The sequence below is a fragment of the Mesorhizobium sp. B3-1-7 genome, assembly GCF_006439385.1.
Classification (GTDB): Bacteria; Pseudomonadota; Alphaproteobacteria; order Rhizobiales; family Rhizobiaceae; genus Mesorhizobium.
On record NZ_VFTL01000009.1, the window covers coordinates 43,961 to 56,880 of the forward strand.

Below are 12,920 nucleotides of genomic sequence, written 5' to 3' on the forward strand. Positions count from 1 at the left end.
AACATTGTAAAGCCAAGATTGCTATGGAACCCGTCGCCGGCGCTTCGGGCAGGGACCGCCGGCTGATCGTTGCCGGAGCCGGCCCAGGGGCGCCGCCGTTCCAGCAATACAGGTGCCTCCATGCGCCACCAGCATGCCGTCATTCATCACCGCGGGCTCGATTTCTGGTCGGCGCGCGCCGCGGTTCTCGTCATCATCTGCCTTCAGCTTCTGGTCATCAACAACCTGTCCTTCGGTCCGCGCTGGCTCGCCCCGACGGTGGAAGCGGCGCTGCTGGTGCCCCTGTCGATCGCGACGGCCTGGACGCAAATGGCGACGCGCAAGGCAGTCGATCACGAGCATTGGTACGCGATCGGCCAATTGCGCCTCTATATCCGCCGCACGGCATTGGTGATGACCGGCGTCATCAGCATCATGAATTGCGGGTCGCTGGTTTACCTGGTGCGGGCGCTGCTGGAAGGGCATGCCGGCGCCGGCACGACGCTGCTCGTCGACGCGCTCAACATCTGGGTCACCAATGTGATCGTCTTTGCGCTGTGGTTCTGGAGCACCGACCGGGGCGGTCCGCCTACCTGTGGTCTGGTCAAGCGTGCGCAGGCCGACTTCCTGTTCCCGCAAATGACGCTGCCCGATCGCGAGATACAGGGCTGGCTGCCGGGTTTCGTCGACTATGTCTTCCTGGCCTTCACCAATGCCACGGCCTTCTCGCCGACCGACACCTTGCCGCTCACGCAGCGCGCGAAGCTGCTGATGATGGCCGAGGCGATGATCTCGCTGTTGACGATCGCGCTGGTGGCCGCGCGGGCGGTCAACATCCTGGCCTAGCAGGAACTTCAGCGGCGCTCCCAGCGCATGACGGCCAGTCGCGGATCGGCAAAGGCGGTGCGCGAGAATTCGAGCCGCTTGTCCGGAAATTCACAGATCGCCTGGATGCCGAACGAGCCAATACGGATGCGCCAAGTCTGCGGCTCCAGCGGCTTTGGCCTGGCAAACCCCTTGCATGTCAACAGCGCGATGTTGGCGCCCTTCGGATCGCGCACCGAGCGATAGCGGATCGCCTGCATTTCGGCTTCGCGCGCGACATCGGCGATCGCCTGGCAGGCGGTGTAATCGGTGGGCTGGGTCCAGGCTTTCTCGTCGCGATCGAGCGGCGGCCGTGCCAGGTCGATCGCGCGATCGCATTTTATCGCGGCGGCGAAGGCGGTGTATTCCGCGGCGTCGTTCGGCCATGGCGTCGCGGGCGATTCCGCGAAGAACAGCAAGCGGTAGAAGGCCATTTCCGCCACCGCCGTCAGCACCGTCTCGGCGGCATAGTAGACGCCTTTGGTCTTGCCGGCGCGGCGGAAGCGCGAGCCGTATGGGTAGACGGAGCCATAGCGAAAAGGCGTCGCCAGCAGGTAATGAAGATGGCGGCATTCCATCGGGATCTGCGGCTTGGTGTCCTCGATGAGGTCCTCCAGCAGCGCCTGCTCGTCGAGCGTGTCGACGAGCTTGAGGGTCGAGACACGGTGCTGCGCCTCGACCATCCGCCAGTACTTGCCTTCGAGCTTGACGGCCTCAGACGAGAGCGCGCCGGGAGTCCAGGTAGGCAATGACATCGACAAGTCCGGCAATCGTCAGGATTTTCTCGAGCGGCGTGCCGTCGAGCGTGGTGTTGGGGCTCTTCAGCCACGCCCGGGCGACGGTCTCGTCGCCGCCGACGATGGCGTCGAGCGAGCGGAACAGGCGAACGAACAGCACCGCCAGCTCGAACGGCTTGGTGCCGCGTTCAAGCAGGAATTCCTGCCGGCGCATGCGCGAGACCGTCGCTTCCGACACGCCGATGACCAAAGCGAGCGTCCTGGCGGTGATGTCGAGCAGGTCGGCCGCGCGCAGCGTGGCCTTGGTGATGACGGCGTTTTCGGCCGCCGTCGCGGCCGCGACTGGACGTTGCATGAGCGCACCCTTTTCATTTCTATGGAAAATATAATCCACAAAAATTCGTCTGGAAAGGGGCTTGTCAGTCTTTCTTGTAAAGCAGCCAGCCCTTGGCGGGGCGGCCCGCCGTCGTCGAATGCCTGGTGACGCGGTTGCGGCCGCCGACCTTGGAGCGATAAAGCGCCCGGTCCGCCTTGGTGTAGAGGTCTTCGGGGCTTTCCGCCTCCGAAGCCATGCAGATACCCAGCGATACGGTAACGGTGCCGTAGTTGATGCCGCTCTGGCTGCTGGCGAACGGGGTCTGCTCGATGAGCGCGCGGATGCGCTCGGCGATCTCGTAAGTGGCTTCCTCGCTGGCGCCCTCGACGATAAGCGCGAACTCCTCGCCGCCGGTGCGCGCGACAAATATGTCGGAACGCACGCTGGACTGGAAGATCTCGGCGATGATCTGCAGGATCCTGTCGCCGACCGGATGGCCGTAGCGATCGTTTATATCCTTGAAATGGTCGATATCGGCAAGGATCAAGGCGTTGAACAGGATGCCGCGATTGCTGTTGTAGATCCGGGTGATCTCCTTGTCGAAGGCGCGGCGGTTCCACAGCTGCGTGAGCGGATCCGTGTCGGCCAGCCGCTTGTATTCCTCGAGCTTCGACTTGACGCTTTCAAGCTCGGCCGTCTTTTCGCTGAGCGTGCTGGCGATCTGGCGGCCGTGGTCGATCGTCGAGTTGGTGGCGGCCGACATCGCGCCGGCGATCTTTTGCAGGAGCTCTTGAGAAAGCAGGCTGCGATTGCTTAGGCCGCTCGATGTCTCGTCGAGGATGCGGCCGTACTTCTCGATATGCGAGTGCTCATTGCGCAACAGCATGGCAATGTCCTCAAGCTCCTTGGCCACCATCTCGCGGGCGTGCTCGACAATGGTGGGGCCGTGGTGCTGCGGGAAGAAGGTCCGCCCGATGCGATCGAGGTCCTCCTGGGTGGGACGGTTGTTCAACGAGACGACGGCAAGGCTGAGCTCGCGATTGCTGCCGCTCAGCGCCTCGTAGAAGATTTCATAGTTGCGCGGCAGGCCGAGCACGCCGAGCTGTCGCATCGTCGCCACGATGGTGCTGGCGATGTCGGTATTCCTGTCGGTCGAAATGGCTGCCGGCTGCATGTTGTTTTCACTTCCCCTTCAGTGCGACCGGAGACCTGCCACCGCCGGGAGTCGCTTACGCGGGGATTTGAATCAGAATTGCGGTTGCGATGGCGCGTCCCCAACACGACCATTGCTTGTGGGAATCATAAATGCGGTCCCGCTAAAGTTTCCTTAATAGCCGGCATTTCCTCATTGTCTCTGCTACCACAGGGTGCAAAGCGGGTGCAGGCGCGGCTTCTGAAACGCGTCGCTCCGGTGTCGCATTTGCCGGTGCCCAGCCATTTCAAAACTGAAATTCTATTCCGCAAAGAACGGGACAGATGATGTCGACGGAGGCCGGAATGGACGAAAACCATAGCGGATCGTGCCTGTGCGGGGCGGTGCGTTTCAGGACGAGCGGGCCGTTGCGCGGCGTCGTCTATTGCCACTGCTCGCAGTGCCGCAAGCAGAGCGGGCATTTCTACGCGGCGACCAATGTTCCAGATGCCAATATCGCGATTACCGGCGCGGAAAACCTCACCTGGTACGAAGCCTCCGATTTTGCCAAGCGCGGCTTTTGCAAGACATGTGGATCGGCGCTGTTCTGGAAGCCAAGGGACAACGCGTATGTGTCGGTTCTGGCCGGGTCTTTCGACGAACCGACGAGCCTACAGGGCGACTGCCACATCTTCGTCAGCGACAAGGGCGATTATTATTCGATCGAGGATGGGTTGCCGCAGTTCGAGAAATCAACGCCGTCGATAAAGGTCGCGGACGGATGAATTTTGCGGCGGCTGCCTTATTCCCTTGATCCCGCCATTGCGATATCCCCTGCCGGTGACTCGCAAAGGGGCAGAGGCATGCAGCGGCTGATCGATGCTTTCATCAATTCGGTGCGGGCTTTCCGCAAGCTGGCCGCCCACGAAAAGGCGTTCCAGCAGGAATTGCTGTTGCTTGCTCTTGCCTTGCCGGCCGGCTGGTTCATCTCGGTCTCCTGGCGCGGCTATGCCCTGCTGATCGGCGCGGTGCTGCTGCTGATCATGGTCGAAGTGCTCAACACCGGTATCGAGGCGGCCTGCGACGCGATCTCGCGCGAGTTCCACATCGACATCCAGCTTGCCAAGGATTGCGGCTCGCTGGCGGTGCTGATTTCGATCGTGATCGCCGGCGGCGTCTGGGGCGTCGCCCTCATCGAACGCCTTGTCGGCGCGCCGATCTGATCCTCGCGGATTGATCACGATTCCGCCCGGTTTTCCCTGGCGCGTTCGCGCTTCGCGAAGTGATGGCCTACCAACCAGGCGACCACGGCGACAACGATGCCGACCCCAAGGGCGATGAGCAGGCGCTCATGGCGAGCAAACGCCTCGCCCACCATGTGCTCCGCGCCCAGGCCGAAGACATAGCCTATGCCGCTGAACAGGGCCGCCCAGGCCGCGGACGAGATGGCATTCAGGATGACGAAACGCGGCATGGACACGGTCGACAGGCCGGCGGCGATGCCGCCGACCAGGCGCATGCCGTAGATATAGCGGTTGGTCAGCACGAAAATATTGGGATGGGTGTTGAGCAGGCGGTAGGCGCGGCTGAAGCCCGGACGCCTGCGCAACAGTCTCACATAGCGATGTTCGGCGAAGCTGCGCCCCATGGTGAAGAAGAAGGTGTCGCCGGCGAAGGCGCCGACAAAGGCGGCGAGGAAAGTCTGCCACAACACGAAAACATGCTGATGAGCGAAGAAGCCGCCGAGGATCGCGGCGCTTTCGCCTTCGGCGACGCAACCCAGGAAGACCGCGATCAGCCCATATTGCTCGATGAGGTGGTGGATGGTCTCGCTCATTCTGTTGCGGACCGCGCCGACAGTTTCTCGTCGATACGCCTGATCTGCTCGGCCATGCGCAGGATTTCGTCACGCATGCCGATGATCTCGCTGTGGCGCAACTCGTCGAGCTTTTCATGCAGGGCCATGATCTCGATCTCGGCCTTCAGGTTGACCTCGTAGTCATGCGCCGCGTCGATGCGGTCGCGCTCGGTCTGGCGGTTCTGCGACATCATGATCACCGGCGCCTGGATCGCCGCCAGCATCGACAGAACAAGGTTGAGGAAGATGAAAGGGTAGGGGTCGAAGGCGTCGCGCGTGAGCAGCCACACATTGCCGACGGTCCAAATAACGAGAAAGGCAAGGAAGCCGAGGATGAACGACCAGGAGCCGCCGATCCTGGCGATGCTGTCGGCGACGCGGTCGCCATAAGTCTCGTGGAAGGCGACGGCCTTGTTGGTGTCGCGCGCGATGGTGGTGCGCTCGAGGGTCGACTGCAGCACGCGGCTCTCGAGCGGACCGAAACCTTCCGGCTTTCGCTTGAGCAAACGGTTCGCCATGTCCTCGACGATCTTGTTCATCTGCCTTCTCCTTCGGCCGGGCGTCGATAGAGGTAGAGGCTGCCGGGCCGGACGTGAAGTGCTAGATTGCGGCGAACAGGCGAGGAAAACGATGCTCGAATTCCAGAAAATCCATGCGCGTGCGGCAAAGCGCAAGGGCGGGGAGGCCGTGTTGGCGCCGTTGCTCGGCCCGGCGCCCGACAACACCGCGGTGGCGAAAATCCCTGACGACCGCATTCTCTCGACCATGGCCGAACGCATTTTCGCCGCCGGTTTCGTGTGGCGCGTCATCGAACAGAAATGGCCGGGTTTCGAGGAAGCGTTCCTCGGCTTCGAACCGAAGCGGCTCTTGTTCCAGCCGGACGACTTCTGGCACGATCTGGCGTCCGACAGCCGCATCGTGCGCAATCCGCAGAAGATCAAATCGGTGCGCGACAATGCCGCTTTCGTCGATCGCGTCTCGAAGGAGAATGGCAGCTTCGGCAAATTCATCGCCTCCTGGCCGGCGGACGATCAGGTCGGCCTGACCGCTTATCTGGCCAAGCATGGCAGCCGGCTCGGCGGCAACACCGGACAGTATTTTCTGCGCTGGATGGAATGGGACACGTTTGTCGTCTCCACCGACATGGCGGCGGCTTTGCGCGACGCTGGCCTCGATATCGCCGAGAACCCGACCTCGAAGCGCGATCTCGACAAGATCCAGGCGCAGATCAACCAATGGTCGGCCGAGACCGGCCTGCCGCGCCGCCACATCTCGCGCATCCTGGCGATGTCGATCGGCGAGAACCGGTCGGCGGAGGCGTTGCGCGAGTACATGGGCGATTAGGCTGAGCGCATTCGTGCGCACCTTGGATTGGCACAAGCAATCGCCATTGCGGGGCGATTTCAGCCACGCTAAATCCGTTCCATGACCAAGACCGCTCCCGATATCCTGCGCATCGCCGTTGCCCAGCTCAACCCGACCGTCGGCGACGTTGCCGGCAATCTGGCCAAAGCGCGCGAGGCGAGGGCGGACGCGGCGCGCCAGGGCGCCGATCTGGTGCTCTACACCGAGCTCTTCCTCGCCGGTTATCCGCCGGAAGACCTGGTGCTGAAGCCGTCCTTCTTGAAGGCTTGCGAGAAGGCGGCGCAGGATTTCGCCAAGGACACGGCCGACGGCGGCCCCGGCGTCATCATCGGCACGCCGCTGAAGCGCAAGACCGGCACGCATAATTCCATCGTCTTCGCCGACGGTGGCAAGATCATCGCCGAGCGCTACAAGCTCGATCTGCCGAACTATGGCGAGTTCGACGAGAAGCGCGTGTTCCAGGCCGGACCGGAGCTGCAGGGGCCGGTCAATTTCCGCGGCGTGCGCATCGGCGTTCCGATCTGCGAGGACATCTGGGGCGACATCGCCGTCTGCGAGACGCTGGCCGAAAGCGGCGCCGAGATCCTGCTGGTGCCGAACGGCTCGCCCTATTACCGCGCCAAGATCGACGTCCGCCACCAGATCGTCATCAGGCAGGTCATCGAAACCGGCTTGCCGATGATCTACGCCAACCAGCTCGGCGGACAGGACGAGCTGATCTTCGACGGCGCGTCGTTTGCAATAGGTTCCGACAAGACGCTCGCCTTCCAGATGAGCCAGTTCGAGGACGCGGTCGACGTCACCACCTGGAAAAGAAAGGGAGACAGCTGGGTCTGCTCGGAAGGTCCTATGTCGAAGATCCCCGAGCGCGAAGAGGCTGATTATCGCGCCTGCATGCTCGGCCTGCGCGACTACGTCAACAAGAACGGTTTCAAGAACGTCGTGCTCGGTCTCTCCGGCGGTATCGACTCGGCAATCTGCGCGGCTTTGGCCGTCGATGCGCTGGGCGAAGAGCGGTTGCGGACCGTCATGATGCCCTACCGCTATACGTCGAAGGATTCGCTGAAGGACGCCGAGGACTGCGCCAGAGCGCTCGGCTGCCGCTACGACATCGTGCCGATCTCCGAGCCGGTCGAAGGCTTCAAGCACGCGCTGACCCAGCTCTTCGAAGGCACCCAGGAAGGCATCACCGAGGAGAACCTGCAGAGCCGCGCCCGCGGCACGATCCTGATGGCGATCTCCAATAAGTTCGGCTCTATGGTGGTCACCACCGGCAACAAGAGCGAGATGTCGGTCGGCTACGCCACGCTTTACGGCGACATGAACGGCGGCTTCAACCCGATCAAGGATCTCTACAAGATGCAGGTCTATGCGCTGTCGCGCTGGCGCAATTCGCACGTGCCGCCGGGCGCGCTCGGACCCTCCGGCGAGGTCATCCCGAACAACATCATCGACAAGGCGCCATCGGCGGAGCTGCGCGAAAACCAGACCGACCAGGATTCGCTGCCGCCCTATCCGGTGCTGGACGACATTCTGGAATGCCTGGTGGAGAACGAGATGAGCGTCGACGACATCGTCGCGCGCGGCCACGACCGGGCCACGGTGGCACGCGTCGAGCACCTGCTCTACATCGCCGAATACAAGCGCCGCCAGGCGGCGCCCGGCGTCAAGATCACACGGAAGAATTTCGGCCGCGACCGCCGCTATCCGATCACCAACCGGTTCCGGGATCGCGGCTAGTCCGCGAGATTGCGCCGCGCATGCAGGATATCGAAATCAGTTTCGACCTGTCGCGGATCGATTTCCGGGCGACCTCCGACCAGCTCATGCAAAGCTATTGGGGAGCGTCGCGAACCGACGAGGCGAACCGTCGCGCCTTCGACAATTCGCTTTGCGTCGGCGCCTATCTCGACGGCAGGCAGGTCGGCTTCGCCCGCGCGATCACCGACTACACGGTCTTTGCCTATCTTGCCGACGTCATCGTCTGGCCGGAGCGTCGTGGGCATGGCATCGGCAAACGGCTTGTGCAGGCACTGCTAGATCATCCCGATATGAAGACGGTTTCTCATTGGAGCCTCACGACCAGTGACGCTCACAGCCTCTACCAGAAGTTCGGATTCCGGGCGGAAGGGCGCTACATGCGACTGGATCGCTCACCCGCTGCCTGAGGCCTGGCACAACCCGCCGTTGTTGCAAATTCGTCTCAGTGCTCGGACCAGATGCCATTTCCGTGACGGGCCGACTTGGCGATCGGCTGATGCCTCCCTATAAGGGCGTTTCCGCGATTCCCTTCCGGGAGGACCGTATGGCAGGATTTGACATCGTTACGCGAGGCCGCGAAGCCTAGGTCTGCTCAGGCTTTCCGAAGATGATCGGAAAGCTGGATGCAGGAGAGGCGTTTGCCGCTGCCGGTCGCCGCCTTCGGGCGGGCGGCCTACCATACTGAACCTCCCGCTTTCAGAGACGCCGCAACGCGCGGACGCGGGTTTTCCAATTTGATTTTACCGGGACCGGGCTCGTTTGCGCCTGGATGACATCATGGCTCGTTTCAAGATCGACCTGCGCGCGAGCGCCTTTCGCAGTGTGCTTGGTTTTACGTTCAGTCACTGGCGCCACCAGCCGTGGCGGCTCTCGCTCATCATGGGCGCCTTCCTGCTCTCGACGCTCGCCGACGTGCTGACACCCTTTTATTCAGGCCGCCTGGTCGATGCGGTCGCCAGCGGCGCCGGAACCGACGCAGTCGCCTGGAATGCGGCGATGACGGCGTTCTCGACCCTGATGGCGCTGGCGCTGGCAGGCGTCGTGCTGCGCAACGCCGCCTTCCTGTGGATCGTCGAGCTGACGCTGAAGATGATGTCGGACATTGCCGCCGATGCCTTCCATCGGGTGCAGCGCTTCTCGACGGACTGGCACGCCAACAGCTTTGCCGGATCGACGGTGCGCAAGATAACGCGCGGCATGTGGGCGCTGGACCTGCTCAACGACACGATCCTGATCGCGCTTCTGCCGTCGGTCGTCATGCTCGTCGGTTCGACGCTGCTGCTCGGCTGGTTCTGGCCGCTGATGGGGGCTGTGGTGGCCGCCGGTTCGGTGCTGTTCATCGCGGTCACGGCGATGCTGTCGCTCGGCTATGTCGCGCCTGCCGCGCGGCTCGCCAACAGCTGGGACACGCGGCTGGGCGGCTCGCTGGCTGACGCGGTGAGCTGCAATGCCGTCGTCAAGGGCTTCGGCGCGGAGGCGCGCGAGGAAGCGCGGCTGGCGCGCGTCGTCGCCAAATGGCGCCTGCGCACCGGACGCACCTGGATGCGCGGCACCGCCAACGGCACCACGCAAGGGGCGCTGCTGCTCCTGATGCGTGCGGCGGTGATCGGTCTTGCTCTCATGTTGTGGGCCTGGGGCCAGGCAAGCGCCGGCGACGTCGCCTTCGTGCTGACCTCGTTCTTCGTGCTGCAGGGCTATCTGCGCGACATCGGCACGCATATCCGCAACCTGCAGCGCTCAATCAACGACATGGAGGAACTGGTCGACTTCCAGTCCGAGCCGCTCGGCATCGAGGACCGCCCCGGTTCTCAGCCGATCCGGATCACCGATGGGCACATCGCCTTCGACAAAGTGACGTTCCACTACGGCAGTCACCTTCTGCCGCTCTATCGCGATTTCTCGGTCGATATCGCGGCCGGCGAGCGTGTCGGACTGGTCGGGCATTCGGGCTCGGGCAAGACGACCTTCGTCAAGCTGATCCAGCGGCTTTATGACGTGAATGCCGGGCAGATTCTGATCGACGGCCAGGATATCTCGCAGGTCGAGCAGGCGTCGCTGCGCGGCCAGATCGCCATCGTCCAGCAGGAGCCGATCCTGTTCCACCGCTCGCTTGCCGAGAACATTGCCTATGCCAGGCCCGGCGCCAGCCAGGCCGAGATCGAGCATGCGGCCAAACTCGCCAGCGCGCATGATTTCATCACCAACCTGCCCAAGGGCTATGGAACCCTGGTCGGCGAGCGTGGCGTGAAATTGTCGGGCGGCGAGCGTCAGCGCGTGGCGATCGCCCGCGCCTTTCTGGCCGACGCGCGCATCCTGATCCTGGACGAGGCGACGTCGAGCCTGGATTCGGAATCGGAAGTGCTGATCCAAAGGGCGATGGAGCGGTTGATGATCGGGCGCACGACCCTGGTGATCGCGCACCGGCTCTCGACGGTGCGGGCGCTCGACCGGCTGCTGGTCTTCGATCGCGGGCGTATCGCAGAGGAAGGTTCGCATGACGACCTGATCCGGCTGAACGGCGGCATCTACCGGCGGCTGTTCGAGCGTCAGGCGCTCGAATTGACCAAGGGCCTCGTGGCCTGAGGAAAGGGGACTGCGCCCGGCCCCGGCCGGGCGCAGCCGGAGCATCGTCTTCGGAGCGATCCGCCTGCCAACTCGACTGTTACAACCGCCTTCACGTTATGCGGATATGGCTGCATAATGTTCTATTCAATTTTCTTTCTATACATTGAATATTTTAGTAGTTGCTCTCTTAAATTTGATCGTCTCGCGCTTTTTGAAGCAACATTCGTCGTATATTTACAGAAAAGCAAATCGGATGCGATAGGCGCTGGCCTCCAGGATTTTTTGTTTCTGTGGGAATGCCGGTTGAACGGAGATTTTCTTTGGGAAACATGACCGGCCCGGGAAAGGTGGCCGCGCCGTCGACGCTGGAGTCCCAGCATGGCTCGGTTCGGCCTTTGGCCGCCGGGGATCTCGAGCACGTCGCCGCGCTATTCCTGATGAAGTTCCGCCATCGTCGCCTCCAGCGCGATCGCGCGATCGCGCAGACGGCCGACTACATGAGGGAGCTTTACCTTGATGGGGATGAGAGCAAGGCTCTTGTCCAGATCGATCCGCAGGGCCGCCTAGGTGGCTTCATGGGCGTTCTGAAAGCCCGCTACGAGCTCAACGGAAGCGCGTTGAACGCGGCCATCATCGGTCCCTTCATGACCGACTCAAATACCGATCACGGTTGGGCCGGGCCGCAATTGCTGCGTACCCTGCATCAAGGCGAATTCGATCTCTACCTGACCGACTCCGCCAACCGCACATCCTTGGCCTTCGCGCGTCCGATGAAGTATCAGCTCCTGCCGGTGCACTGCCTGGAATGGACCTGTGTTTTCCGGCCGGGCGCCATGGCCGCCGCCGCGCTGCGCCGTAAATGGCCCGGCCTGCCCCGCCTTGCGCTCGATCCCTGCGTGAGAGCATTCGACGCTCTTGCAAGAAGAAGGTTCGAGCCATCGGCCCAGCACTCGTCTTCCCAACGGATCCACCGGGAACCGATCGATGCGGTCCGATTTGCGGAGCGACTGCCAATCCTCATGACCGATTACTCCCTGCGACCGAGTTGGAAGGACGGCGAGTTGCCGCGGCTGCTTGCGTTGGCGGCCGAGAAACGAGCCGACGGGCCACTCCATTTCGGCGGGACCTACGATGAAACGGGCAAGATGCTGGGCTGCTACGCTTTTTATGGCCAGGCCGGCGGCGTCGCGAACCTGCTGCAAATCCAGGCGTCCGGATCCCACTGGGGCGCGACGCTGGATGCTCTCATCGCGGCGGCGCGGGATATAGGATGCGTGGGCATTGCCGGGCAGTCCCAGAGCCGATTCATGCCGCAGCTCTTCGGCCACCAGCATGTGTTCTTCCGCTATGCCGGGGGAACGATGGTCCGCTCGCGCATTGCCGAGGTCGCGGAAGCGGTCCGCTCCGGCGACATCTTCATCGGCGGATTGATGGGCGATCGTTGGACCCGGCTCAGTTCCGATGATTTCGGCCGCGTCTGATGATCTTGCGATATGACACCATTCCGGATGGAAGGCCACGGCGAAGTTAGTTCCCCAGAAGAGGGATTTTGACCCGTCGGCTCTGTTTGCGTTTGGCAGGGGCATGCGTTGGAGATTGGCCTAAACGCCCGTCGCGATCGTCATTCCAGGGCGAAGCAGGAGCGAAGCTCCGTTGCGAAGACCCTGGAATGACGAGGTCGGGCGGCTTCGACAATCCCCGGCGTTTGCGCTGAAATCCTGCACAAGGCAACGACAGCCCTTCAAAATCCCTGTGTCGGGGAACTAGCCGCTTCACACTTTTCATGGAATTGCCTTTGAATCAGGCGAATTTGCGCGGCGCGGCGCAGAAGCTGGCGATGATTTGGCAAAGGTCGGGTTCGTTGACCATGCGGACGGCTTCGTTCGGGCCAACCCATTTGCGCGTTCGTGCGCGCTTCTCTTTCCAGCGATCCGCGACACGGTCGACATGCAGCGGAAAGACCAGGACCTCGCAAGGCACTTCCTCGCCGGAGGCGAGGACCTTGGCATAGAAATAGCGACCGGCTTCAAGATGCGATACCTTGCCGCGCAACCCGGCTTCCTCGCCTGCTTCACGGGCAGCCGCCTCGCAAAGCGGCTCCCTGGCCTCCGGCCAGCCCTTGGGCAGCACCCAGCGCCCGGTGTCGCGGCTGGTGATCAGCATGATCTCGACGCCGTTCTCGCCCTCGCGCCACGGCAAGGCGGCAACCTGCAGGCGACAAGGCGCGACGCCGAAGAGCCGCCGGACTCTTTCGGCCATCTGGTTGTGCGTCGTTGGCCTCGTCAACATGGTAAGAAGCTGCCCCAAGCCTCCAGAATCGTTTGCCACCTTACGAATCTTAGG

14 protein-coding genes are annotated in these 12,920 nt (G+C 62.7%); 8 read left to right on the plus strand and 6 right to left on the minus strand.

Annotated elements, in window-relative coordinates:
* Positions 1–120: 120 nt before the first annotated feature.
* On the plus strand, positions 121–825 hold the full coding sequence (locus FJ417_RS09775; protein WP_140646158.1) for a hypothetical protein: 705 nt from the start codon (positions 121–123) through the stop codon (positions 823–825).
* Between the two features lie 8 nt (positions 826–833).
* Here FJ417_RS09775 and FJ417_RS09780 read toward each other — a convergent pair whose 3' ends face one another.
* From FJ417_RS09780 to FJ417_RS09790, 3 genes are all read right to left on the minus strand, one after another.
* Positions 834–1,598, minus strand: a complete 765-nt coding sequence (locus FJ417_RS09780) for an RES family NAD+ phosphorylase (protein ID WP_140783249.1) — start codon at positions 1,596–1,598, stop codon at positions 834–836.
* Entirely contained in the window at positions 1,558–1,935 is a 378-nt protein-coding gene (locus tag FJ417_RS09785) for an MbcA/ParS/Xre antitoxin family protein (protein WP_140646156.1), read from the minus strand. Before FJ417_RS09785 ends, FJ417_RS09780 begins: the two co-directional genes overlap by 41 nt.
* A 64-nt stretch (positions 1,936–1,999) precedes the next feature.
* Positions 2,000–3,070 carry a diguanylate cyclase gene (locus FJ417_RS09790; protein WP_140783250.1) on the minus strand — a complete coding sequence of 357 codons (1,071 nt, stop codon included), beginning with the start codon at positions 3,068–3,070 and terminating at the stop codon, positions 2,000–2,002.
* 323 nt (positions 3,071–3,393) lie between these two features.
* On the opposite strand from FJ417_RS09790, the gene FJ417_RS09795 reads away from it, so the two are divergent.
* Both FJ417_RS09795 and FJ417_RS09800 read left to right on the plus strand, forming a co-directional pair.
* Positions 3,394–3,813, plus strand: a complete 420-nt coding sequence (locus FJ417_RS09795; protein WP_140783251.1) for a GFA family protein — start codon at positions 3,394–3,396, stop codon at positions 3,811–3,813.
* Positions 3,814–3,891: 78 nt separating this feature from the next.
* Positions 3,892–4,251, plus strand: a complete 360-nt coding sequence (locus FJ417_RS09800; protein ID WP_140627450.1) for a diacylglycerol kinase — start codon at positions 3,892–3,894, stop codon at positions 4,249–4,251.
* Positions 4,252–4,265: 14 nt separating this feature from the next.
* On the opposite strand, the gene FJ417_RS09805 is transcribed toward FJ417_RS09800, so the two are convergent.
* Positions 4,266–4,865 (minus strand): DedA family protein, encoded by a 600-nt coding sequence (locus FJ417_RS09805; RefSeq protein WP_140783252.1) that lies wholly within the window; start codon positions 4,863–4,865, stop codon positions 4,266–4,268.
* Positions 4,862–5,425 (minus strand): DUF1003 domain-containing protein, encoded by a 564-nt coding sequence (locus FJ417_RS09810; protein WP_140783253.1) that lies wholly within the window; start codon positions 5,423–5,425, stop codon positions 4,862–4,864. The genes FJ417_RS09805 and FJ417_RS09810 overlap by 4 nt, the downstream gene beginning before the upstream one ends.
* A 91-nt stretch (positions 5,426–5,516) precedes the next feature.
* Here FJ417_RS09810 and FJ417_RS09815 point away from each other — a divergent pair, with 91 nt between their 5' ends.
* The 5 genes from FJ417_RS09815 to FJ417_RS09835 all read left to right on the plus strand — a co-directional run bounded on the left by FJ417_RS09815 (position 5,517) and on the right by FJ417_RS09835 (position 12,058).
* Complete coding sequence (locus FJ417_RS09815) at positions 5,517–6,230, plus strand: DNA-3-methyladenine glycosylase I (protein ID WP_140783254.1); 714 nt, start codon at positions 5,517–5,519, stop codon at positions 6,228–6,230.
* Between the two features lie 81 nt (positions 6,231–6,311).
* Positions 6,312–7,991, plus strand: a complete 1,680-nt coding sequence (locus FJ417_RS09820; RefSeq protein ID WP_140783255.1) for an NAD+ synthase — start codon at positions 6,312–6,314, stop codon at positions 7,989–7,991.
* Positions 7,992–8,011: 20 nt separating this feature from the next.
* Entirely contained in the window at positions 8,012–8,419 is a 408-nt protein-coding gene (locus FJ417_RS09825) for a GNAT family N-acetyltransferase (RefSeq protein ID WP_140783256.1), read from the plus strand.
* A gap of 370 nt (positions 8,420–8,789) precedes the next feature.
* Positions 8,790–10,595: an ABC transporter ATP-binding protein gene (locus FJ417_RS09830; protein WP_140783257.1), complete on the plus strand. Its 1,806-nt coding sequence runs from the start codon at positions 8,790–8,792 to the stop codon at positions 10,593–10,595.
* 311 nt (positions 10,596–10,906) lie between these two features.
* Complete coding sequence (locus tag FJ417_RS09835; protein WP_140783338.1) at positions 10,907–12,058, plus strand: hypothetical protein; 1,152 nt, start codon at positions 10,907–10,909, stop codon at positions 12,056–12,058.
* 319 nt (positions 12,059–12,377) lie between these two features.
* Here FJ417_RS09835 and FJ417_RS09840 read toward each other — a convergent pair whose 3' ends face one another.
* A complete protein-coding gene (locus FJ417_RS09840) occupies positions 12,378–12,866 on the minus strand; it encodes an NUDIX hydrolase (protein WP_140646146.1) in 489 nt (162 codons plus the stop codon).
* Positions 12,867–12,920: the final 54 nt, after the last annotated feature.

Bases quoted from the DNA above. Each gene is read 5' to 3' on its own strand.
- FJ417_RS09775 (WP_140646158.1), top strand. From the start codon at position 121: ATGCGCCACCAGCATGCCGTCATTCATCACCGCGGGCTCGATTTCTGG.
- FJ417_RS09780 (WP_140783249.1), bottom strand. From the start codon at position 1,598: ATGTCATTGCCTACCTGGACTCCCGGCGCGCTCTCGTCTGAGGCCGTC.
- FJ417_RS09785 (WP_140646156.1), bottom strand. From the start codon at position 1,935: ATGCAACGTCCAGTCGCGGCCGCGACGGCGGCCGAAAACGCCGTCATC.
- FJ417_RS09790 (WP_140783250.1), bottom strand. From the start codon at position 3,070: ATGCAGCCGGCAGCCATTTCGACCGACAGGAATACCGACATCGCCAGC.
- FJ417_RS09795 (WP_140783251.1), top strand. From the start codon at position 3,394: ATGGACGAAAACCATAGCGGATCGTGCCTGTGCGGGGCGGTGCGTTTC.
- FJ417_RS09800 (WP_140627450.1), top strand. From the start codon at position 3,892: ATGCAGCGGCTGATCGATGCTTTCATCAATTCGGTGCGGGCTTTCCGC.
- FJ417_RS09805 (WP_140783252.1), bottom strand. From the start codon at position 4,865: ATGAGCGAGACCATCCACCACCTCATCGAGCAATATGGGCTGATCGCG.
- FJ417_RS09810 (WP_140783253.1), bottom strand. From the start codon at position 5,425: ATGAACAAGATCGTCGAGGACATGGCGAACCGTTTGCTCAAGCGAAAG.
- FJ417_RS09815 (WP_140783254.1), top strand. From the start codon at position 5,517: ATGCTCGAATTCCAGAAAATCCATGCGCGTGCGGCAAAGCGCAAGGGC.
- FJ417_RS09820 (WP_140783255.1), top strand. From the start codon at position 6,312: ATGACCAAGACCGCTCCCGATATCCTGCGCATCGCCGTTGCCCAGCTC.
- FJ417_RS09825 (WP_140783256.1), top strand. From the start codon at position 8,012: ATGCAGGATATCGAAATCAGTTTCGACCTGTCGCGGATCGATTTCCGG.
- FJ417_RS09830 (WP_140783257.1), top strand. From the start codon at position 8,790: ATGGCTCGTTTCAAGATCGACCTGCGCGCGAGCGCCTTTCGCAGTGTG.
- FJ417_RS09835 (WP_140783338.1), top strand. From the start codon at position 10,907: ATGACCGGCCCGGGAAAGGTGGCCGCGCCGTCGACGCTGGAGTCCCAG.
- FJ417_RS09840 (WP_140646146.1), bottom strand. From the start codon at position 12,866: ATGTTGACGAGGCCAACGACGCACAACCAGATGGCCGAAAGAGTCCGG.